At 60.6% G+C, this 21,833-nt stretch carries 18 protein-coding genes; 8 read left to right on the top strand and 10 right to left on the bottom strand.

Features of this window, described 5'->3' with window-relative positions; all coding sequences use genetic code 11:
• Positions 1-141 precede the first annotated feature (141 nt).
• Positions 142-684, top strand: a complete 543-nt coding sequence (gene yihI / locus MMS95_RS08715; RefSeq protein ID WP_015379455.1) for a Der GTPase-activating protein YihI — start codon at positions 142-144, stop codon at positions 682-684.
• A gap of 182 nt (positions 685-866) precedes the next feature.
• Positions 867-2,240: an oxygen-independent coproporphyrinogen III oxidase gene (hemN, locus tag MMS95_RS08710; protein ID WP_242141573.1), complete on the top strand. Its 1,374-nt coding sequence runs from the start codon at positions 867-869 to the stop codon at positions 2,238-2,240.
• Positions 2,241-2,274: 34 nt separating this feature from the next.
• Here the strand turns inward: hemN and MMS95_RS08705 are convergent, their stop codons facing one another.
• The 4 genes from MMS95_RS08705 to glnA form a co-directional block, all read right to left on the bottom strand.
• Positions 2,275-2,397 (bottom strand): YshB family small membrane protein, encoded by a 123-nt coding sequence (locus MMS95_RS08705; RefSeq protein ID WP_015379453.1) that lies wholly within the window; start codon positions 2,395-2,397, stop codon positions 2,275-2,277.
• Positions 2,398-2,509: 112 nt separating this feature from the next.
• Complete coding sequence (glnG, locus tag MMS95_RS08700) at positions 2,510-3,922, bottom strand: nitrogen regulation protein NR(I) (RefSeq protein ID WP_015379452.1); 1,413 nt, start codon at positions 3,920-3,922, stop codon at positions 2,510-2,512.
• Positions 3,923-3,930: 8 nt separating this feature from the next.
• On the bottom strand, positions 3,931-4,980 hold the full coding sequence (gene glnL / locus MMS95_RS08695) for a nitrogen regulation protein NR(II) (RefSeq protein WP_046897370.1): 1,050 nt from the start codon (positions 4,978-4,980) through the stop codon (positions 3,931-3,933).
• A gap of 194 nt (positions 4,981-5,174) precedes the next feature.
• Positions 5,175-6,584, bottom strand: a complete 1,410-nt coding sequence (gene glnA, locus MMS95_RS08690; RefSeq protein WP_025304715.1) for a glutamate--ammonia ligase — start codon at positions 6,582-6,584, stop codon at positions 5,175-5,177.
• A gap of 370 nt (positions 6,585-6,954) precedes the next feature.
• On the opposite strand from glnA, the gene typA reads away from it, so the two are divergent.
• From typA to fabY, 5 genes are all read left to right on the top strand, one after another.
• A complete protein-coding gene (gene typA / locus MMS95_RS08685) occupies positions 6,955-8,778 on the top strand; it encodes a ribosome-dependent GTPase TypA (protein ID WP_004931243.1) in 1,824 nt (607 codons plus the stop codon).
• A gap of 166 nt (positions 8,779-8,944) precedes the next feature.
• Positions 8,945-9,535 carry a glucose-1-phosphatase gene (gene yihX, locus MMS95_RS08680; protein WP_060425015.1) on the top strand — a complete coding sequence of 197 codons (591 nt, stop codon included), beginning with the start codon at positions 8,945-8,947 and terminating at the stop codon, positions 9,533-9,535.
• Positions 9,536-9,586: 51 nt separating this feature from the next.
• A complete protein-coding gene (locus tag MMS95_RS08675; RefSeq protein ID WP_021504485.1) occupies positions 9,587-10,480 on the top strand; it encodes a virulence factor BrkB family protein in 894 nt (297 codons plus the stop codon).
• Positions 10,477-10,914, top strand: coding sequence for a D-aminoacyl-tRNA deacylase (dtd, locus tag MMS95_RS08670; RefSeq protein ID WP_025304712.1), 438 nt, complete (start codon positions 10,477-10,479; stop codon positions 10,912-10,914). The genes MMS95_RS08675 and dtd overlap by 4 nt, the downstream gene beginning before the upstream one ends.
• Before the next feature lie 21 nt (positions 10,915-10,935).
• Positions 10,936-11,883: a fatty acid biosynthesis protein FabY gene (gene fabY / locus MMS95_RS08665; RefSeq protein ID WP_004931235.1), complete on the top strand. Its 948-nt coding sequence runs from the start codon at positions 10,936-10,938 to the stop codon at positions 11,881-11,883.
• A 37-nt stretch (positions 11,884-11,920) separates the two neighbouring features.
• On the opposite strand, the gene MMS95_RS08660 is transcribed toward fabY, so the two are convergent.
• Both MMS95_RS08660 and MMS95_RS08655 read right to left on the bottom strand, forming a co-directional pair.
• A complete protein-coding gene (locus MMS95_RS08660) occupies positions 11,921-13,582 on the bottom strand; it encodes an AsmA family protein (protein ID WP_075684479.1) in 1,662 nt (553 codons plus the stop codon).
• Between the two features lie 128 nt (positions 13,583-13,710).
• Complete coding sequence (locus MMS95_RS08655) at positions 13,711-15,111, bottom strand: NCS2 family protein (RefSeq protein ID WP_242141572.1); 1,401 nt, start codon at positions 15,109-15,111, stop codon at positions 13,711-13,713.
• Positions 15,112-15,351: 240 nt separating this feature from the next.
• Here MMS95_RS08655 and gltS point away from each other — a divergent pair, with 240 nt between their 5' ends.
• A complete protein-coding gene (gltS, locus tag MMS95_RS08650; RefSeq protein WP_131165377.1) occupies positions 15,352-16,563 on the top strand; it encodes a sodium/glutamate symporter in 1,212 nt (403 codons plus the stop codon).
• A gap of 46 nt (positions 16,564-16,609) precedes the next feature.
• On the opposite strand, the gene recG is transcribed toward gltS, so the two are convergent.
• From recG to rpoZ, 4 genes are read right to left on the bottom strand one after another with little or no spacing between them, the layout of a single operon-like run.
• On the bottom strand, positions 16,610-18,691 hold the full coding sequence (gene recG, locus MMS95_RS08645) for an ATP-dependent DNA helicase RecG (RefSeq protein WP_021504482.1): 2,082 nt from the start codon (positions 18,689-18,691) through the stop codon (positions 16,610-16,612).
• Entirely contained in the window at positions 18,688-19,383 is a 696-nt protein-coding gene (gene trmH, locus MMS95_RS08640) for a tRNA (guanosine(18)-2'-O)-methyltransferase TrmH (protein WP_004931227.1), read from the bottom strand. Before trmH ends, recG begins: the two co-directional genes overlap by 4 nt.
• Positions 19,384-19,388: 5 nt before the next feature.
• Positions 19,389-21,500 (bottom strand): bifunctional GTP diphosphokinase/guanosine-3',5'-bis pyrophosphate 3'-pyrophosphohydrolase, encoded by a 2,112-nt coding sequence (gene spoT, locus MMS95_RS08635; protein ID WP_004931224.1) that lies wholly within the window; start codon positions 21,498-21,500, stop codon positions 19,389-19,391.
• Between the two features lie 18 nt (positions 21,501-21,518).
• Positions 21,519-21,794, bottom strand: coding sequence for a DNA-directed RNA polymerase subunit omega (gene rpoZ, locus MMS95_RS08630; protein ID WP_004931221.1), 276 nt, complete (start codon positions 21,792-21,794; stop codon positions 21,519-21,521).
• Between the last annotated feature and the right edge of the window lie 39 nt (positions 21,795-21,833).

The raw sequence follows: 21,833 nt of genomic DNA, 5'->3' as shown, positions 1-21,833 counted from the left end.
AGGAGCGCGTAACAGGAATACCCTTCGCAAGAAGGTGCGAAATAGGCGGCAGGTTTAACCTGCCGCCTTTTTTCTTTGTCCGCTTTCTGCTAGATTCCGCCGCAATTCTATACTGAATCTACATACCTAAGAGCACACGCTATGAACCAGCCATCAAAAGCACCTCGCGGCAGCGCGGCGAAGTCAAAAACGAAAAAGAAAAGCCGTATGGAGCTCGATCAGGAAGCGCGCGAGCGCAAACGCCTGAAAAAACGCCGCGGTCACGCTTCCGGTTCACGCACTCAGGTCGAGTCCGGCAGCCAGAAAAATAAATCGGCGGCGGAAGCCAAAGATCCGCGTATCGGCAGTAAAGTGCCGGTTGCGCTGGTGGTCGATGAAACCAAAGTGAAGGCTAAACCGCAACCGAAGCCAAAGGCCGAAGCGAAACCGCGCCTGTCGCCGGAAGAAGAGCTGGCGAAGCTGGAAAATGACGAACGCCTGAACGCGCTGCTGGATCGCATCGACGATGGCGAAACGCTGAACGCGCAAGAGCAGGCGTATGTCGACAAGACGTTGGATCGCATCGATGTGCTGATGGACGTGCTGGGCATCGAGCTGGGCGATGAAGACGATGAGGAAGAAGAAGAGAAGCAGGAAGATATTCTGAAGCTGCTGAAAGGCGGCAACCCGAAGGACGCTTTTTAACGCGCCATGTGGCTGATCCCGACAATAGCCCTACTCTTGATGTGTTATCTGCTGTGGTTATTCGGTAAACTATGGCGGCTGTCTAAGCGCAAAGCGCGTTTTCGCAGCGCTTCCGTGGCCAGACAGCGCAGACAACCGCCTCTCTCCCGGCCCGGTAGAAAAAGATATCGGAAGGAGTGAGCATGTCAGAGCAGACGATTGTCTGGGATTTGGCCCTGATCCAAAAATATAACTACTCAGGGCCGCGTTATACCTCATACCCCACGGCGCTGGAATTTAACCAGCGTTACGACGAAGCGGCGTTTCAACGCGCCGCGGCGCGCTACCCTGAGCGCCCGCTGTCGCTGTATGTGCATATCCCTTTCTGCCATAAGCTGTGCTATTTCTGCGGCTGCAACAAGCTGGTGACGCGCCAGACGCACAAGGCCGACGAATACCTGAACGTTTTGGCGCAAGAGATCGCCAGCCGTGCGCCGCTGTTCGCCGGCCGCAAGGTCGGTCAGATGCACTGGGGCGGCGGTACGCCAACCTATCTGGATAAAGCGCAAATCAGCCGGCTGGTGGCGGCGCTGCGCGAACATTTTGATTTTCTGCCCGATGCGGAGATGTCGATCGAAGTCGATCCGCGCGAGATAGCGCTGGATGTGCTCGATCATTTACGCGCCGAAGGCTTTAACCGTTTGAGCATGGGGGTGCAGGATTTCAACAAGCAGGTGCAGCAGTTGGTCAACCGCGAGCAGGATGAAGCCTTCATTTTCGCCCTGATCGAGCGGGCCAAAGCGCTGGGCTTCCGCTCGACCAATATCGATCTGATCTACGGCCTGCCGAAACAGACGCCGGAAAGTTTCGCCTTCACCCTGCAGCGGGTGGCTGAACTGAATCCCGATCGCCTCAGCGTGTTCAACTACGCGCATATGCCGAATTTATTCGCCGCCCAGCGCAAAATCAAAGACGCCGATCTGCCCAGCGCGCAGCAGAAGCTGGATATCCTGCAGCAGAGCATCGCGTTCCTGACTGACGCCGGCTATCAGTTCATCGGTATGGATCACTTTGCACGCCCGGACGATGAGCTGGCGATTGCGCAACGCGAAGGCAAGCTGCACCGCAATTTCCAGGGCTACACCACCCAGGGCGACAGCGATCTGCTGGGGTTGGGCGTGTCGGCCATCAGCATGCTCGGCGACAGCTATGCGCAGAATCAGAAAGAGCTGAAGCATTACTATGAGAGCGTACCGGCGCAGGGCAACGCCCTGTGGCGCGGGCTGGCGCTGACGGACGACGATTGTCTGCGGCGCGATCTGATCAAAACCCTGATCTGCAACTTCCGGTTGGCGTATCAGCCGCTCGAACGGCAATACGGCATCGATTTCACCGCTTACTTCGCCGAAGACCTGCAACTGCTGGCGCCGTTTGAACGCGATGGGCTGGTGGAGCGCGACGAGCAGGGCATTCGCGTCACGCCGCGCGGGCGCTTGCTGATCCGCAATATTTGCATGTGCTTCGACCGCTATCTGCGGCAACAGGCGCGCAGCCAGCAGTTCTCTCGGGTGATCTGAGGATGAAAAAACAGCCGCTGATGCGGCTGTTTTTTTAACTGAAGAAGTTAATCAGCGCGGCGCACAACACCGCGGCGACCGCCGCCTGCGGGGTGTGGCTGGCGGCGGAGCCCAGCTCCGCGCCCTGAGAAATGAATACGATGAATGAGTCCAGCATCGTCAACCTCCAGAGTGTGCGACACGATCATACTGCGCCCGCGCCGGCTGTAAAGTCTGTGGTTGGCGTTTTTTTGTGCGCCGGACTGCGTTTTTCATCATCCACCCCGTTCCTATTCCATGCCCAGCTCTTTAAGCTTGCGGGTGAGGGTATTGCGCCCCCAGCCCAGCAGGCGCGCGGCTTCCTGTTTGTGCCCTTGGGTGTGGCGCAGGGCGGTGGTGAGCAGCGTGCGCTCCATTTCCGGCTGCGCTTCCGACAGCAGATTTTGATGACCGGAACGCAGCGCGCGATCGGCCCACTGCGCCAGCAGCGTGGCCCAGCTGTCCGGCAGACTGTGGCTGGGGCTTTCCGGCGCGGCGGTTTCGAACAGTTCGCCCGGCAGATCCTGAATCAGCACCTCTTGCCCGGCGGCCATCACCGTCAGCCAGCGGCAGGTGTTCTCCAGCTGGCGCACGTTGCCCGGCCAGGGCAGGCGGGTCAGCGCGGTTTCGGTTTCCGGATGCAGGTTCTTGGCCTCGACGCCCAGCTCCTTGGCGGCGATCTGCAGGAAGTGGCGCGCCAGCCGCGGGATGTCTTCACGACGTTCGCGCAGCGGCGGCAGGTGTACGCGGATCACGTTCAGGCGGTGGAACAGATCCTCGCGGAACTTGCCTTCCTGTACCCGCAGCTCCAGGTTCTGGTGCGTGGCGGCGATGATGCGTACGTCGACCTTCACCGGCGCATAGCCGCCGACCCGGTAGAACTGGCCGTCCGCCAGCACCCGCAGCAGGCGCGTTTGCACGTCGAGCGGCATATCGCCGATCTCGTCGAGGAACAGCGTGCCGCCGTCGGCCTGTTCAAAGCGCCCCTGACGGATTTGGTTAGCGCCGGTGAAGGCGCCTTTCTCGTGGCCGAACAGCTCGGACTCGATCAGATCCTTGGGAATAGCGGCCATATTCAGGGCGATGAACGGTGATTTGGCGCGCGGGCTGTGGCGGTGCAGCGCATGTGCCACCAGCTCTTTACCGGTGCCGGATTCGCCGTTGATCAGCACGCTGATCGACGAACGCGAGAGCCGGCCGATGATGCGAAACACGTCCTGCATCGCCGGCGCTTCGCCGATGATGTCCGCCGCCGGATCGCTGGCCGGCTGGCTGCGCACCGGCTGCTGCTGTTCCTGATAATGGCTGATGGCGCGCTCGACCAGCGCCACCGCTTCGTCGATGTCGAACGGCTTCGGCAGGTAGTCGAAGGCCCCTTGTTGATAGGCGCTGACGGCGGCGTCCAAATCCGAATGCGCGGTCATGATGATCACCGGCAGCATCGGGTGGCGCTGTTTGATCTGCTTGAGCAGCGCCAGACCATCAATGCCCGGCATGCGGATATCGGACAGCAGCACGTCGGGGGTTTGCGTGGCCAAGGCTTCCAGCACGTCATTGCCGCCTTCGAAGGTGGCGCAGCTCAGGCCCGCGCCGGTGAGCGCGCGCTCAAGCACCCAGCGGATGGAGCTATCGTCATCGACGATCCAGACTATCCCTCGTTGCATTGCAAACCTCACTGGCGAATGGGCAGGTAGACCGAGAATTCGGTATGACCTGGCCAACTGTTGAACTCAATTTTTCCGCAATGCTGATCGATCAGATTGCGGGCGATGGATAATCCCAGGCCGGTACCGCCTTCACGGCCGCTGACCATCGGGTAGAACAGCGTGTCCTGCAGCTGCGCCGGCACGCCGGGGCCGTCGTCTTCGACGTCGATGCGCGCCGCCAGGCGATAGCGGGTGCCGTGCAACGTAATCTGAAACGCGGTGCGGGTGCGTAGCGTGATGGTGCCGCCCGCCTCACCCAGCGCCTGCAGCGCATTGCGGGTGATGTTCAGCAGCACCTGCTCTATCTGATCCGGGTCGTGGGCCATTTCCGGCAGGCTGGGATCGTAGTCGCGCACCAGCGTGACGTTATCCGGCATTTCCAGCGACACCAGCTGGCAGACGCGCTCCGCGACCTGATGGATGCTCTGGGTGATGTGCTGGCCGGGCCGCTGCGGCCCGAGCAGACGATCCACCAGATTGCGCAGCCGATCGGCCTGCTCAATGATCACCTTGGTGTATTCGGTCAGCGCCGGATCGGGCAGCGCCTTGGCCAGCAGCTGCGCCGCGCCGCGCAGGCCGCCCAGCGGGTTTTTAATCTCGTGCGCCAAACCGCGCACCAGATCGCGGGCCGCCACCTGTTGGGCATGCTGCAGCTGTTCCTGGCTCAGGCGGCGCTGATTGTCCATCGGCGCCAGCTCGACCAGGATATAGCCTTCCGGCAGCGCCTGAGCAGTCAGGGAAAGAATATGCGCGCGGCCATCGACCACCAGGGTCACTTCGTTGTCGGTGAAGCCCTGACCGGCGCGCAGACTTTCATGCATCAGAGAGACGTTCAGCGAAAAATAGCCGAGCAAATCGGGCAGCGGCGTGCCGAACAGCTTGCGGGAGCTTTGCGCCAGCAGCTGCTGTGCCGCAGGGTTGGCGTAGTGAACCGCCAGTGAGTCATCCAACAGCAGGATGCTGTTGATGAGTGAATTGAGGATCTGCCCAGCATCGGGCAGCTTGCCAGTTGCCATACAGCAGACTCCTGCACCTTTTTAGTGCATCTATCCTACTCCATCCGGGATAGGCGCGGTATGGAATAGTTTTGCAGAAAATACGGTGGAGAAAAAAACCCATCCGAAGATGGGCTGAAAGTTTCCACGGCAACAAAAAAGCGATAACAAAAATTGTGGGCGCCGTCCGCCTTTGCAGACGGCGCGGGTAGGGCTTAGACGCTGTAGTACAGTTCGAACTCGACCGGGTGTGGCGTCATGCGAACGCGGTCCATCTCTTCTTTGCGCAGTTCGATGTAGGCATCGATCGCATCGTCGGTGAACACGCCGCCGCGGGTCAGGAACTCGCGGTCTTCGTTCAGTGCGGCCATCGCCTCGTCCAGCGAGCCGGCCACTTTTGGGATCTCGGCTTCTTCTTCCGGCGGCAGGTCGTACAGGTTCTTGTCCATGGCATCGCCAGGGTGGATCTTGTTGATGATGCCGTCCAGGCCGGCCATCAGCAGCGCGGCGAAGCACAGGTATGGGTTAGCCGCCGGATCCGGGAAGCGGGCTTCGATGCGGCGCGCTTTCGGGCTGGCGACCACCGGGATACGGATGGACGCGGAGCGGTTACGGGCGGAGTAAGCCAGCATCACCGGCGCTTCGTAGCCTGGCACCAGACGTTTGTACGAGTTGGTGGTCGGGTTGGCCAGCGCGTTGATCGCCTTGGCGTGCTTGATGATGCCGCCGATGTAGAACAGTGCGGTTTCAGACAGGCCGCCGTATTTGTCGCCGGCGAACAGGTTGGTGCCGTTCTTGGACAGCGACATGTGGCAGTGCATGCCGGAACCGTTGTCGCCGAACATGGGCTTCGGCATGAAGGTCGCGGTTTTACCGAAGGCGTGCGCCACGTTGTGCACCACGTATTTGTAGATCTGAATTTCGTCGGCTTTCTTGGTCATGGTGTTGAAGCGGGTTGCCACTTCGTTCTGACCGGCGGTCGCCACTTCGTGGTGGTGCGCTTCAACCACCAGGCCCATCTCTTCCATGGTCAGACACATGGTGGAACGCAGATCCTGCGAAGAGTCGACCGGTGGAACCGGGAAGTAACCGCCTTTCACCGCCGGACGGTGGCCTTTGTTGCCGCCGTCGTATTTTGTGCCGGAGTTCCAGGCGCCTTCGATGTCGTCGATGGCCACGTGGGAACCGCGGATGCTGCTGCCGAAGCGGATGTCGTCGAACAGGAAGAACTCAGGCTCTGGCCCGAACAGCACGGTGTCCGCGATGCCGGAGGAGCGCAGGAAGTCTTCGGCGCGTTTGGAGATGGAGCGCGGGTCGCGATCGTAGCCTTGCATGGTGCCCGGCTCGAGAATGTCACAGCGAATGATCAGCGTAGGTTCTTCGAAGAACGGATCCAGAACCGCCGTGCTGGCGTCCGGCATCAGCACCATGTCAGATTCGTTGATGCCCTTCCAACCACCGATAGAGGAGCCGTCAAACATTTTACCTTCTTCGAAGAAGTCGGCGTTTACCTGGTGAGCCGGGATAGTCACGTGCTGTTCCTTACCCTTGGTGTCAGTGAAACGCAGGTCTACGAATTTCACTTCATGCTCATTCAGCATCGTCAAAACGTGTTCAGCGGACATACTTAACTCTCCCGGTTTATCATTGTCGTCGTCGTGGAACGAATCTGTGGAACTGGCTTTTTTTCGCCTTGAAAAGACTAAAGCGAAAAGCGTGCCAACTTTTAAAAAAGGCTTTCATCGCCTTTCTGCGCGGGTTTTACCCAACCACAGTATGCACCATCAGTGATAAATTGCACTGAAATGGTGCAATTGGTGTGGGCGTGGGCACTGAAATGGTGCAAAAGTGCAACGATTGCGGCTTTTTGCACCGTGAAAGGGATCACAAACTGACCGGTACGCGGTTGTTTATAAGAGATGGTTGTGATCTTGTTTAGTCCCTCGCTTAATACGTGTACAATAGCGCGCTATTTCTAATGCCCGAGGCAAAGCTGTGATCGAAAATTTGCGTAACATCGCCATTATTGCCCACGTTGACCATGGTAAAACCACCCTGGTTGATAAGCTGCTGCAACAATCCGGTACTTTCGGAGAGCGTGCGGAAGCCACCGAACGCGTAATGGACTCCAACGATTTGGAGAAAGAGCGTGGGATTACCATCCTCGCAAAAAACACCGCCATTAATTGGAACGGTTACCGTATCAACATCGTGGATACCCCTGGACACGCCGACTTCGGCGGTGAGGTAGAGCGCGTGATGTCGATGGTTGACTCGGTGCTGCTGGTTGTGGATGCAATGGATGGCCCTATGCCGCAAACCCGCTTCGTGACCAAGAAGGCTTTCGCCAACGGTCTGAAGCCGATCGTGGTCATCAACAAGGTTGACCGCCCTGGCGCGCGCCCTGACTGGGTTGTGGATCAGGTGTTCGACCTGTTCGTGAACCTCGACGCGACCGACGAGCAGCTCGACTTCCCGATCATCTACGCTTCTGCGTTGAACGGCATCGCCGGCGTCGACCACACCGACATGGCGGAAGACATGACCCCGCTGTATCAGGCGATCGTCGACCACGTGTCTGCGCCGCAGGTTGAGCTGGAAGCGCCATTCCAGATGCAGATCTCCCAGTTGGACTACAACAACTACCTGGGCGTTATCGGCATCGGCCGCATCAAGCGCGGTAAAGTGAAGCCGAACCAGCAGGTCACCATCATCGACAGCGAAGGCAAAACTCGCAACGGTAAAGTGGGTAAAGTGCTGGGTCACCTGGGTCTGGAGCGTATCGACAGCACCCTGGCGGAAGCGGGCGACATCATCGCCATCACCGGCCTGGGCGAGCTGAACATCTCCGACACCATCTGCGACACCAACGCCGTAGAAGCGCTGCCGGCGCTGTCCGTCGACGAACCGACCGTAACCATGTTCTTCAACGTCAACACCTCGCCGTTCTGCGGTAAAGAAGGCAAGTACGTGACCTCGCGTCAGATCCTTGACCGTCTGAACAAAGAGCTGGTGCACAACGTGGCGCTGCGCGTCGAAGAAACCGACGATGCGGACGCCTTCCGCGTATCCGGTCGTGGCGAGCTGCACCTGTCGGTGCTGATCGAAAACATGCGTCGCGAAGGTTTCGAGCTGGCGGTTTCCCGTCCGAAAGTTATCTTCCGCGAAATCGATGGCCGCAAGCAGGAGCCATTCGAGAACGTAACGCTGGATATCGAAGAGCAGCATCAGGGTTCCGTGATGCAAGCGATGGGTGAGCGTAAAGCCGACCTGAAAAACATGGATCCGGACGGTAAGGGTCGCGTGCGTCTCGACTACGTGATCCCAAGCCGCGGTCTGATCGGCTTCCGTAACGAATTCATGACTATGACTTCGGGTACCGGCCTGCTGTACTCCACCTTCAGCCACTACGACGACGTGCGTCCGGGCGAAGTGGGCCAGCGTCAGAACGGCGTGCTGATCTCCAACGGCCAAGGCAAAGCGGTCGCGTTCGCGCTGTTCGGCCTGCAGGATCGCGGCAAGCTGTTCCTGGGCCACGGTGCGGAAGTGTATGAAGGCCAGATCATCGGTATTCACTCACGTTCCAACGACCTGACCGTAAACTGCCTGACCGGTAAGAAGCTGACCAACATGCGTGCTTCCGGTACTGACGAAGCGACTACCCTGGTTCCGGCCATCAAAATGACCCTGGAGCAAGCTCTGGAGTTCATCGATGACGACGAACTGGTAGAAGTGACGCCAACCTCGATCCGTATCCGTAAGCGTCACCTGACGGAAAACGATCGTAAGCGTGCCAGCCGCGGTCCAAAAGACGCTTAATCGCTGATTGAGTGTCTCATGCTTAGGGCGCGGCTCTCGCGCCCTGAGTTTTTTCCTCTGTTGTTCCCCGTTTGTGCGGCGCGCTATGCGCTTTTCCGTTCGCTCCCTGTTCAGCTGTTCCTTTTCCCGCTACAGTGAAATCTCACCGGCCCATCAGGAGAGGACTATGCTGTATATCTTTGATTTAGGTAATGTGATCGTCGATATCGATTTCAAGCGTGTGCTGGGCGTGTGGAGCAATTTGAGCGGCACGCCGTTGGCGGTGTTGTCCGATCGTTTCACCATGGGTGAGGTGTTCCAGCAACATGAGCGCGGTGAAATCAGCGACGAAGACTTCGCCGGCAAGCTGTGCGATGAAATGGGCATTGCGCTCAGCTTCGAACAATTCGCCACCGGCTGGCAGGCGGTATTTGTCGCGCTGCGCCCGGAAGTGATCGACATCATGCAGCGCCTGCGCAACGAAGGTCACCGGGTGGTGGTGCTGTCGAACACCAACCGTCTGCACTGCAACTACTGGCCGCAGCACTATCCTGAAGTGGCCGCCGCCGCCGATCATCTCTATTTGTCGCAAGATCTCGGCATGCGCAAGCCGGAGGCCGATATCTATCAACATGTGCTGGCCGCGGAAAACACCGCCGCCGCCGACGCGGTGTTCTTCGACGATCACCCGGCGAACGTCCTCGCCGCGCAGGCGCTGGGGATCAAGACGGTGCACGTCACCGATCGCGACGTGGTGCCGGCCTATTTTGCTCAATGAGCGCAGGGCGCGTTAAGCTTAAGGCGTATCAACGGACATCAAGGAGTGACCATGTCGTTTTTCCGCCGCAAGAAGCTGCCCTCTGCGATTAAGCCCGGCGTCACCTTCGGACGGCTGCTGTACCAGCGTATCGATCATGATGGCCTGACGATGTTGGCGGGCCATCTCGCCTATGTTTCCCTGCTGTCGCTGGTGCCGCTGGTCACCGTGGTGTTCGCGCTGTTCGCGGCTTTCCCGATGTTTTCCGACATCAGCGAGCAGCTGAAGAGCTTTATCTTTTCCAATTTCGTGCCGGCCGCCGGCAACGTGATCCAGAACTACCTGGAACAGTTCGTCGCCAATTCCAACAAGATGACCGCCGTCGGCACCTGCGGGCTGATCGTCACTGCGCTGTTGCTGATTTCCTCGGTGGACAGCGTGCTGAACACCATCTGGCGCAGCAAGAACAAACGGCCGATCGTCTTCTCCTTCGCCGTGTACTGGATGGTGCTGACGCTGGGGCCGCTGCTGGTGGGCGCCAGCATGGCCATCAGTTCTTACCTGCTGTCGCTCAACTGGCTGGCGCAGACCGGCGTCAATGGCCTGGTGGATCAGGTGCTGCGCATCTTCCCGTTGATTTTGTCGTGCATCTCCTTCTGGCTGCTGTATTGCATCGTGCCGACGGTGCGCGTGCCGCCCAAAGACGCGCTGATTGGCGCGGTGGTGGCCGGATTGCTGTTCGAGCTGGGCAAGAAGGGATTCGCGCTGTACGTCACCATGTTCCCTTCCTATCAGCTGATTTACGGCGTGCTGGCGGTGATCCCGATTTTATTCCTGTGGGTCTACTGGAGCTGGTGTATCGTGTTACTTGGCGCGGAAATCACCGTGACCATCGGCGAATATCGCGACTACCGCCGGCAGAAGGCGGAGCAACAGGAACCAAAAGCAGAAGGGCAGCAGGAATGATTGCGTTGATTCAACGGGTGTTAAACGCCAGCGTCACGGTGGGTGGCGAGACGGTAGGCAAAATTGGCCCCGGTTTGTTAGTGTTATTGGGCGTGGAGCAGGGCGATAACGAGCAAAAAGCGCAGCGCCTGTGCGAACGCGTGTTGGGATACCGCATTTTCGGCGACGAGAACGACAAGATGAACCTCAACGTCCAGCAGGCCGGGGGCAGCGTGCTGGTCGTTTCGCAGTTCACCCTGGCGGCGGACACCCAGAAAGGCATGCGGCCCAGCTTCTCGCGCGGCGCCGCGCCGCAGGAAGCCGATCGGTTGTATCAATATTTTGTTGGCCAGTGCCGCGAACGCGGCGTAGAGACCCAGACCGGCGAGTTCGCCGCCGACATGCAGGTGGCGCTGGTCAACGATGGTCCGGTGACATTCTGGCTACAGGTCTAAGCATTCGGAGAACAGGCGTCTATGTATCACCTACGAGTACCCGTAACAGAGCAAGAACTGAAAGAGTATTACCAGTTTCGCTGGGAAATGCTGCGCAAGCCGCTGCACCAGCCGGTGGGTTCGGAAAAGGATGCCTATGACGCCATGGCCCATCACCAAATGGTGGTGGACGAGGCCGGTAAAATCGTCGCCATCGGGCGGCTGTACATCAATGCCGACAACGAGGCGGCGATCCGTTTTCTGGCGGTAGACCCGACGCTGCAGGATAAAGGGCTGGGGACGTTGGTGGCGATGACGCTGGAGTCCGTCGCGCGGCAGGAAGGCGTGAAGCGGGTGGTGTGCAGCGCCCGTGAAGATGCGGTGGATTTCTTTGCCAAGCTGGGGTTCGTCAATCAGGGCGAGATCACTGCGCCGCAGACCACCCCGATCCGCCACTTTTTGATGATCAAACCGGTAGCGACGCTGGACGATATCCTGCATCGCCCCGATTGGTGCGGCCAATTGCAGCAGGCCTGGTATGAACATATCCCCCTGAGCGAAAAGATGGGCGTGCGCATCAGCCAGTACACCGGCCAGCGCTTCGTCACCACCATGCCGGAGATCGGCAACCAGAACCCGCACCATACGCTGTTTGCCGGCAGCCTGTTCTCGCTGGCGACGCTGACCGCCTGGGGGCTGATTTGGCTGCTGCTGCGCGAGCGCCATCTCGGTGGCACCATCATTCTGGCGGACGCGCACATTCGCTACAGCAAACCGATCACCGGCAGGCCGCGGGCGGTGGCGGATCTCGGTTCGTTAAGCGGTGATTTGGCGCGTCTGGCGCGAGGCCGCCGCGCGCGCGTGCACGCCGAAGTGCATCTGTTCGGCGATGAGGATAAGGGCGCGGTGTTCGAAGGCACCTACATGGTGTTGCCGGCTGAGCCGGATGTGCCGCTGGATCAGGGCGGTTCCGAAGCGCTGGAAGAGTAAAACGGCGGCCCTGCCTGGCGGCGGGCCGCGCGATAGATTACGGCAGCTGTTGGTTCACCGTCTGGCCGTCGCCGGCGGTGGCTTGCAGAGTCCCCTTCAATGAAGCTTTGAACGGCCCGTCGCTGTTCAACAGCCCTTTCAACTGCAGCTCAAGGTTGCCGTCGCCCGTCAGCGGCACCGGCTGCCATCCCCATTGCTGCAAGGTATTGAGCGGTACCGAACGGCCGTGCAGCGTCAGCTGGAACGGCTTGCCCGGCAGCTGATCGACGGTCGCTTTGGCCTCAAGCAACCCATTGGGCATAAAGGCGCTGAGCTCGGTGACGGCGATCTGGTTGGCGTCGGCGTTCAGCGCCAGCGAAGGGCGCCGCACATCGATTTTGTTGAAGGTGGCCTCGCTGCCGTTCAGGTTCAGCGAACCGGACCAAATGCCCCACTGGTGGTCGTGCGCCAGCAGCAGGTTGCTGCCGTAACCGTCCAGCGCGGTGATCTGGAACGGGAATGCCGGGTTGATATCGATGATCAGATTGCGGTTGGTGGTCAGCTTGGTGACGTACACCTCCGCCAGCCAGTCCGGCAGCGGTTTCAGCCACAGCTCGCGCCAGTCGATAGGCAGGGTGTACTCCAGCGCCGCCATGGCCACTTCATCCAGCTGCAGGCGTTTGCCGGCGCGCAGCCAGTTGCCGGAGGTGCGCAGCAGCCCGCCTTCCCAGCGGGTGGTGAACTGCTGAATGGCGATGCCGGCGGAGGAGAGGCGCAGGGTGGCGATCGGGTCGATCAGGTGGAAACCGCCGTTGATCACATCGCTGGCATTGACGTTGAGCGAGCCGTCTTCGCTGCGCCAGTCGCCTTTTTCGATGCTGACGTTTTGCAGCGACAGATCGAGATCGTTAAACGCCCACGCCTTGCCTTCCAGGCGCGCATCGATCAGATCGAAACGCTTGAGGGTGACCGGCGGCAGGGTGGTAAAGCGCTGCATGAATTCCGCCAGCGTCAACGGGGTCTGCATGCGCACGCCGCTCAGCCGCAGGCGATCCACTTGCCAACTGCCGTCGGCGGCGCGGCTGGCCACGCCGGTCAGGTCGCCCTGCGCCAGATCGGCGCCGAAATTGTTCAACAGCAGCTGGCCCTGTTTTTGCTCCCCCTGCACCAACACCTTCGAAGCGGGAATGCCGTTCAGCGTCATCGAACCGGCGCTGAACTGGAACTGATTGTTGTCCCCCAGCAGATGGCCGGCCAGCGGGCGCCACGGCGTGATGCCGGCATTGACCCGCTGCGCGTTGAGCTGCCACTCGTTATCGTTGGATTGCAGCGCCATGTTGCTCAGCTGCAGCACGTCGGCCTGTACAGGCAGCGCAGCAGTCTGCGGCTGCACGTTCAGCGTGCCGTCACGCAGCGTGACGCTGTGGAAATAGCGCGGTTCGGTGATTTGGCGCAGGCTGAGGCCGAGATCGACGCGTTTGGCGGCCAGCGCCTGCGGCTGGCCATTGCGCGCCAGCTGCACCTCTTCCAGACCGATCTGGTCCGGCTGGCGCCACGAGTGGGTGATTTTTCCTATCGACAGGCGGTATTCGCTGTTGTCGCTGATCCAGGCGCTCAGGCGGCCTGCCGCCCAGCGGGTTTGCCCCACCAGATACAGCACCACCGCCGCCAGCACGGTCAGCAGCAGCAATGTCAGCAACAGCTTTCCGATAAATTTCATCGTCTACATCCGCATCGGTCAAAAAAGATACCCTGTTTATGCCGCAATTGGCCGGGCATCTCAAGGGCAATGGTCTGATAGACAATAAAAAACGGCCGCAAGCGGCCGTTTGAACGTCAATGGACGGGTTACTTTTTCTCGTGTTCCTGCGGGAACACCAGGTTCAGCACGATGGCGGTAATGCCGCCTGCGGCGATGCCGGAAGAGAGCAGGGTTTTCAGCCAGTCCGGCGCGAACTGGAGGATCAGCGGCTGCTGAGAGACGCCCATGCCGACGGCCAGCGACAGCGCCATGATCATGATGGCGCGGCGGTTCAGGCGCTCGCGCGACACGATGCGCACGCCGGAGGCGGCAATGGTGCCGAACATCACGATGGTCGCGCCGCCCAGTACCGGCTCGGGAATGTGCTGCACGAAGCCGGCCACCGCCGGGAACAGCCCCAGCGCGATCAGCATCAGCGCCACCACGAAGCCGACGTAACGGCTGGCGACGCCGGTCAGTTGGATCACGCCATTGTTCTGGCCGAAGCAGGAGTTGGGGAAGGTGTTGAACACCGCCGACAGCATCGAGTTCAGGCCGTTGGCCAGCACGCCGCCCTTCAGGCGCTTCATGTACAGCGGCCCGCTGACCGGCTGTTCGGAGACGTCGGAAGTGGCGGTGATGTCGCCGATGGTTTCCAGCGAAGTGACCATAAAGATCAGCATCAGCGGCAGCAGCAGGTTCCAGTCGAAGCCCAGGCCGTAATAGAGCGGCGTGGGAATGGTGATCGCCGCCGTTGGGGCTGCCGATGCGCCGGCGGGCAGCATGTCCATCGCCCAGGCCAACAGATAGCCGACCGCCATGGCGATCACCAGCGAAGCGACGCGCAGGTAAGGGTTGCGCTGGCGGTTCAGCAGGATGATGACTGCCAGCACCGCGCCGGCCAGCAGCAGGTTTTTCGGCGAGCCGAAGCTGTGATCGTTCATCGCGGCATAACCGCCGCCGATCGAGGTCAGACCGACCTGAATCAGCGACAGGCCAATGATCATCACCACGATGCCGGAAACCAGCGGGGTGATAATGCGGCGCGCCAGATGCAGCACGCGCGACAGTAAAATTTCGGTGCAGGAAGCGACCATCAGCGTGCCGAACAGCGCGGCCATCATGGTCGGCACGTCGGCGCCGCCGTTTTTCAGCGCCAGACCGCCCATGATCAGCGGCGAAACGAAATTGAAGCTGGTGCCCTGAATCGACAACAGCCCGGAACCCACCGGCCCCCAGGTTTTGATTTGCAGAATGGAAGCCAGACCGGAGGCGAACAGCGACATGCTGATGATGTGCTGGGTATCCTGTGCCGGCAGGCCCAGCGTCTGGCAGATCAGCAGCGCCGGTGTGATCACCGCGACGAACATCGCCAGCAGATGCTGGCCGGCGGCAAACAGCGTTTGCGGCAGCGGCGGGCGATCTTCCAGGCGATAAATCAGTTCACTGGCGCGGGGTTCTGAGGCGGCTTGGCGCGCGGCATCAAGCTCGGAGGATGACATGCTCATGGTGTGGCGTTTCCAGATACGGCAAAGCAGGCATTTTAATGCCCCGCCCCGCAAAAGCAAACGGTTGCGCGTAAATATTATGTTGCCGACTTTCCTGTTTATGTCGCATTTTCATTCATTTTTTCTTGTCATCTCAGCGTTTTTTACTTCTAATCCTGCACTCATCAAGTTTAAAAACTAAGTGGTTTTCTATAACTTATTATTTTTATTTGGATCTTTTCCCTTACATGGAGTACCTGGATGTTTCATCTTGATACTTATGGCACGTTAGTCGCGGCGACGCTGGTTTTGCTCCTCGGGGGCAAGTGCGTCAGAACCATTCCCCTGCTGCGAAAATATACCATTCCTGCTCCCGTCGCCGGCGGTTTGCTGGTGGCCCTCCTGCTGTTAGCCCTGAAAAAGCTCGTCAACTGGGAAGTCAGTTTTGACATGTCGCTGAAGGATCCGCTGATGCTGGCCTTCTTCGCCACCATCGGCCTGAACGCCAACCTGGCGCGGTTGCGCGCCGGCGGCAAGGTGCTGGTAGTGTTCCTGTTCGTGGTGCTGGGGCTGCTTATCGTGCAGAACGCCATCGGCATCGGCATGGCGAAAATGCTGGGGCTGGATCCGCTGATGGGCCTGATTGCCGGATCGATCACCCTGTCGGGTGGCCACGGCACCGGGGCGGCCTGGAGCAAGCTGTTCATCGAGCGCTACGGTTTTGAAAACGCCACGGAAGTCGCCATGGCCTGCGCCACCTTCGGCCTGGTGCTGGGCGGTCTGATCGGCGGCCCGGTGGCGCGCTATCTGGTCAAGCACTCCTCCACGCCGGAAGGCACCCCGGAAGACAGCGTGCAGCCGAGCGGCTTCGAGAAGCCGGAAAGCGGCCGTCTCATCACCTCGCTGGTGATGATCGAAACCATCGCCATGATCGCCATCTGTCTGAGCCTGGGGCAGTTGATTGCCGGCCTGCTGAGCGGCACGGTGTTTGAACTGCCGAACTTCGTTTGCGTGCTGTTCGTCGGGGTTATCCTCAGCAACACGCTGGCCTTCACCGGCTTCTATACCGTGTTCGAGCGGGCGGTGTCGGTGTTGGGCAACGTCAGCCTGTCGCTATTCCTGGCGATGGCGTTGATGAGCCTGCGCCTGTGGGAGCTGGCCTCGCTGGCGCTGCCGATGCTGGCGATCCTGGCGGTGCAGACGCTGGTGATGGCGCTGTACGCGATATTCGTCACCTACCGGGTGATGGGCAAGAACTACGACGCGGCGGTGCTGGCCGCCGGCCACTGCGGCTTCGGCATGGGTGCTACGCCGACGGCGATCGCCAACATGCAGGCGATCACCGATCGTTTCGGCCCGTCGCACGTGGCGTTTTTGGTGGTGCCGATGGTGGGGGCGTTCTTTATCGATATCGCCAATGCCATTGTCATCAAGCTGTATCTGCTGCTGCCGGTGTTCCCGGCGGTGGGGTGATATCGCGAGCCAGAAAAAAAGAAGAGGGCGCCGTCGGCGCCCTTTTTTATGCGTTGGAGTAGCGCGCCTTCTCCGGCAGCCAGCGCTCGATCAGCGCCTGGGCGTGTTCCGGGTAGTGCTGGTGGAGGTGGCGAGCGACGCGCTGCACTTCGGGGATCATCGCCTGGTCGCGCAGCAGGTCCGCCACTTTGAATTCGGCGCTGCCGGTCTGGCGGGTGCCGAGCAGCTCGCCCGGGCCGCGGATCTCCAGATCGCGCTGGGCGATGACGAAGCCGTCATTGCTGTCGCGCAGCACCTGCAGGCGCGTTTGCGCGGTTTTGCTCAGCGGCGTTTTGTACAGCAGCACACAGTGTGAGGCCACCGCGCCGCGCCCTACGCGGCCGCGCAGCTGGTGCAGCTGCGCCAGGCCCAGCCGTTCCGGGTTTTCGATGATCATCAGGCTGGCGTTCGGTACGTCGACGCCGACTTCGATCACCGTGGTGGCGACCAGCAGCTGCAGCTCGCCCTGTTTAAACGCCTGCATCACCGCCTGCTTCTCCTGCGCTTTCATGCGGCCGTGCACCAGCGCCACCTTCAGCTCCGGCAATGCGGCTTTCAATTCCTCCCAGGTGGCTTCCGCCGCCTGCGCTTCCAGCAGCTCAGATTCCTCGATCAGCGTACACACCCAGTAAGCCTGACGCCCCTCTTCCAGGCAGGCGCTTTTCACCCGTTGAATGATGTCGGCGCGGCGGGTATCGGGAATGGCGACGGTGGTCACCGGCGTGCGGCCCGGCGGCAGCTCGTCGATGACCGAGGTGTCGAGATCGGCATAGGCGGTCATCGCCAGCGTGCGCGGGATCGGCGTGGCGGTCATGATCAGCTGATGGGCGTGGAAGCCTTGTTCTTCGCCTTTCTCCCACAGCGCCAGCCGCTGATGTACCCCGAAGCGGTGCTGCTCATCGATGATCACCAGCGCCAGGCCGTTGAACTGTACCTGCTCCTGGAAGATGGCGTGGGTGCCGACCACCATTGACACCTGGCCGCTGGCGATGGCTTCCTGCTGCGCGATGCGCGCCTTGCCTTTCTGTTTGCCGGCCAGCCAGCCGACCTCCAGCCCCAGCGGTTCAAACCACTGGCGGAAATTGTTGGCGTGCTGCTCGGCCAGCAGCTCGGTCGGCGCCATCAGCGCCACCTGTTTGCCGTGCGCGATGGCGCGCAGCGCCGCCAGCGCCGCCACCAGCGTTTTGCCGGAGCCGACGTCGCCCTGCACCAGCCGCATCATCGGGAAGTCTTTTTGCATGTCGGCTTCGATGTCGGCCACCACGCGCGTTTGCGCGCCGGTCGGCGAGAACGGCAGCTGGGCGAGAAAACGTTTTTTCAGCCGATCGTCCGGCAGCAGCGGCTGCGCCTGATAACTCTGGGCGCCGGCGCGCACCGCCAGCATGCTGAGGTTATGCGCCAACAGCTCTTCGAGGATCAGCCGTTTTTGCGCCGGGTGTTTGCCCAGCTCCAGATCCGCCAGCTGGATGTCCGGCGGCGGGCGGTGCAGGGTGTGCAGCGCCTGCGGCAGGCTCATCAGGCCGCCGCTCAGCTCCGGCGGCAGCAGTTCGGCGATGGCGCAGGTATCCAGCAGCGCCAGCGCCTGATCGGTCAGCTTGCGCAGCGTGGCCTGCCGCACTCCCTCGGTGGTGGGGTAAACCGGCGTCAGCGACTCCTGCAGCTCGACTTCGCTGGCTTCGCCCTGAATGCGGTATTCCGGATGGATGATCTCCGCGCCGTGGTTGCCGCGTTTGATCTCGCCGTAGGCGGTCACGCGGCGGCCGGTGGCCAGGCTGTTTTTCATCGCGGCGTTGAAGTTGAAGAACCGCATGGTGAGAATGCCGGTGCCGTCGCTGATCTGGCAGGTCAGCATGCGGCGGCGGCCGAAACTGATGTCGCTGCGCAGCACTTCCCCCTCTACCGTGGCGTAGATGCCCGGCAGCAGATCGTTGATCGGGTAGAGGCGGGTGCGGTCTTCGTAGCGCAGCGGCAGGTGCAGCAGCAGATCCTGAATGGTGTCGAGGCCGAGTTTGGCCAATTTGCCCGCCTGGCTGGCGCCAACCCCGGAAAGCGTGGTGAGTGGGACAGCATCCAGCAGGCGGCCTTTCATTTGCGCACCGTCGCCTGCATGGCCGCCCACCATTCGGCGCTGGCGACCACCTGGCCCTGTTCATCGATCTGCGGGCGCGGCAGCCCTTTGCGCTTGGCCACGTTGGCCAGCACCGGGTAACCGCCTTCGAACAGCAGACGCTGCTGCTCTTCTTCATCCAGCATGCTGTTGTCGCGGCGATACAGGCCGGCGTTCTGCCGCTGGCGCTGCGCCTCATACAGGATCAGCGCGGAGGCTACGGAGACGTTGAGCGATTGCACCATGCCGATCATCGGAATGACGATGTCCTGATCGGCCAGCGCCAGCGCTTCTTCGGTGATGCCGGTTTTTTCCTGGCCGAGCAGCACGCAGGTGGGCCGGGTGTAGTCCACCTCGCGGAAATCGACTGCGCGCGCAGACAGGTTGGTAGCCAGAATTTGCATGCCCTGCGCTTTCAGGTGACCGACCGCGTCGCCGATGGTGCGGTGGGTTTTAACGCTGACCCAGCTGTTGCTGCCGGCGGCGGAGGAAACCAGGGTGCGCATGCGGGTGGTGGGCCACACGGCGTGGACCTGATGCACGCCGACGGCGTCGGCGGTGCGGATAATGGCGGAGACGTTATGCGGCTTGTGCACCTGCTCCAGGCAGACCGTCAGATCCGGCTGCCGGGTCGCGAGCATTTCACAAATCCGCGCATAGCGTTCAGGACTCATAAGCGCTAGTTTCGGTTGCGGTTAACTTTGATCACATCCGGCATGATACGGATTTTACGCATAATGTTTGCCAAATGGATGCGATCGCGGGTGGTCAAGCGGATAAAGGCGCTATAAACCCGACCGTCTTTCTCTTCGGTGTTCAGGCTCTGAATATTGGATTCGGCCGCGTTGATCGCCGCCGTCAGGTTGGCCAGCGCGCCCTGGTGGTTAAACATATCCACCTTGATCTCGGCGATGAACTCCTGCTCGGTCTCTTTATCCCACTCGACCGCCATGAACTTCTCAGGCTCTTTCTGATAGCCGCGAATATTGCGGCAGGATTCATGGTGGATCACCAGCCCTTTGCCCGGGCTGACGTGAGCGATAATCGGGTCGCCCGGAATCGGACGGCAGCACTTGGCGAAGGTGATCAATACGCCGTCGGCGCCCTTGATGGCCAGGTTGCGCACGCCGGAAGAGGTGCCCAGGCTGGACTGATCGCCCTGCAGGTTCTTCGCCACCACCACGCTCATGGCGTTGCCGAGGCCAATTTCCGCCAGCAGATCGTCCAGCGTCGCCAGCTTCATGCGATCCAGCTCGTGCTGAATATTTTCCTGCGGGATTTCGGCCAGTTTGCGGCTGCCGCCCAGCGCATGGTTGAGCAGACGGCGGCCGAGGCCGACGGAGTCGTCGCGCTTGAGGTTCTTCAACATCTGGCGAATCTTGGCGCGCGCTTTCGAGCTGACCACGAAGTTCAGCCAGGCGGCGTTGGGCCGCGCGCCCGGCGCGGTGATGATCTCGACGGTCTGGCCGCTGGTCAGCGACTGCGACAGCGGGTACGGCTGACGATCGACGCGCGCGCCGACGCAGGCATGGCCGATATCGGTATGCACCGCATAGGCGAAGTCGACCGGCGTGGCGCCGGCGGGCAGCTCGACGATGCGGCCTTCCGGGGTGAAAACGTAAATCTCATCCGGGAACAGATCGGATTTGACGCTCTCGATAAATTCAAACGAGCTGCCGGCGCTTTGCTGCAGCTCCAGCAGGCTTTGCATCCAGCGCTGGGCGCGGATCTGCGCCGTGGTGCCGGTTTCGCCCTGTTCTCTTTCCTTGTAAGCCCAGTGCGCGGCCACCCCCATCTCAGCCATCTGATCCATGTCTTCGGTGCGGATCTGCACTTCGACCGGCACGCCGTGCGGGCCGATCAGCGAGGTATGCAGCGATTGATAGCCGTTGGCCTTGGGAATGGCGATGTAATCTTTCACCCGCCCCGGACGCGGTTTATACAGGCTGTGCACCTGGCCGAGCACGCGGTAGCAGGTATCGACCTCTTTGACGATCACCCGGAACGCGTAGATATCCATGATGGAATGAAAACGCTGTTCTTTCAGGTGCATCTTGAGGTAGATGGAGTAAAGGTGTTTTTCTCTTCCGCTGACGCGGCAGGCGATGCCGGCCTCGGTCAGCCGCCCTTCGATCTCGGAGAGGATTTTTTGAATCATCTCTTTGCGGTTGCCGCGCGCGGCTTTCACCACTTCCTTGATCACGCGGTAGCGGTTTGGGTACAGCGCCTCGAAGCCCAGCTCTTCCAGCTCGGTTTTCAGGTGATGAATACCCAGACGGTGGGCGAGGGGGCTGTAGATTTCCAGGGTTTCACGCGCGATGCGCCGGCGTTTGTCGGGGCGCAGCGAACCGAGGGTGCGCATGTTGTGCGTACGGTCGGCCAGCTTGATCAGCACGACGCGGATATCCTGCACCATCGCCATGATCATCTTACGGAAGTTTTCCGCCTGCGCTTCTTTCTTGTCCTGGAACTTCAGCTTGTCGAGCTTGGAGACGCCCTCAACCAGTTCGGCGACGCTCTTGCCGAACAGCTGTTCCATATCTTGATAGGTGGCTGGGGTGTCTTCGATGACGTCGTGCAGCAACGCCGCCATCAGCGTCTCGTGGTCGAGACGCATTTCCGCCAGGATGCAGGCCACGGCGACCGGGTGAGTAATGTAGGGCTCACCGCTGGAGCGTGTCTGGCCCTCGTGCGCGTCGCGCGCGACGAGGTATGCCTGTTTGAGGCGCTTAATCTGCTCCTCGGGCAGGTAACGTTGAATCAGCAGATTCAGGCTTTCAAACAGGTACAAGGCGGACTCGCTGTCTAATTAACGACGACCTTCAGCAATCGCGGTAACCGCTTGAATCTCTGCGGCTTCCTGCTCTTGCTGTTCCTGGCGCTCACGCACGTCGAGGATCTGGCTGGTGATCAGGCCTTCTTCGATTTCGCGCAGGGCGATAACGGTGTACTTGTCGTTCTCTTCCGGAACCAGTGCATCTTTGCCGCCGGTCTGGATCTGACGCGCCCGACGAGCAGCGACCAACACCAGGTCAAAACGGTTACCAATTTTCTCTACAGCGTCTTGAACAGTTACGCGTGCCATATTTGTGCTACTCCACAGGTGACGAAAAGACTGGGCATG

It is taken from the genome of Serratia sp. PGPR-27 (assembly GCF_022678525.1).
GTDB classification, from domain to species: Bacteria; Pseudomonadota; Gammaproteobacteria; order Enterobacterales; family Enterobacteriaceae; genus Serratia; species Serratia nematodiphila.
Note: the sequence above shows the minus strand (reverse complement) of the source record. Positions and strands in the feature narration are given on the sequence as shown.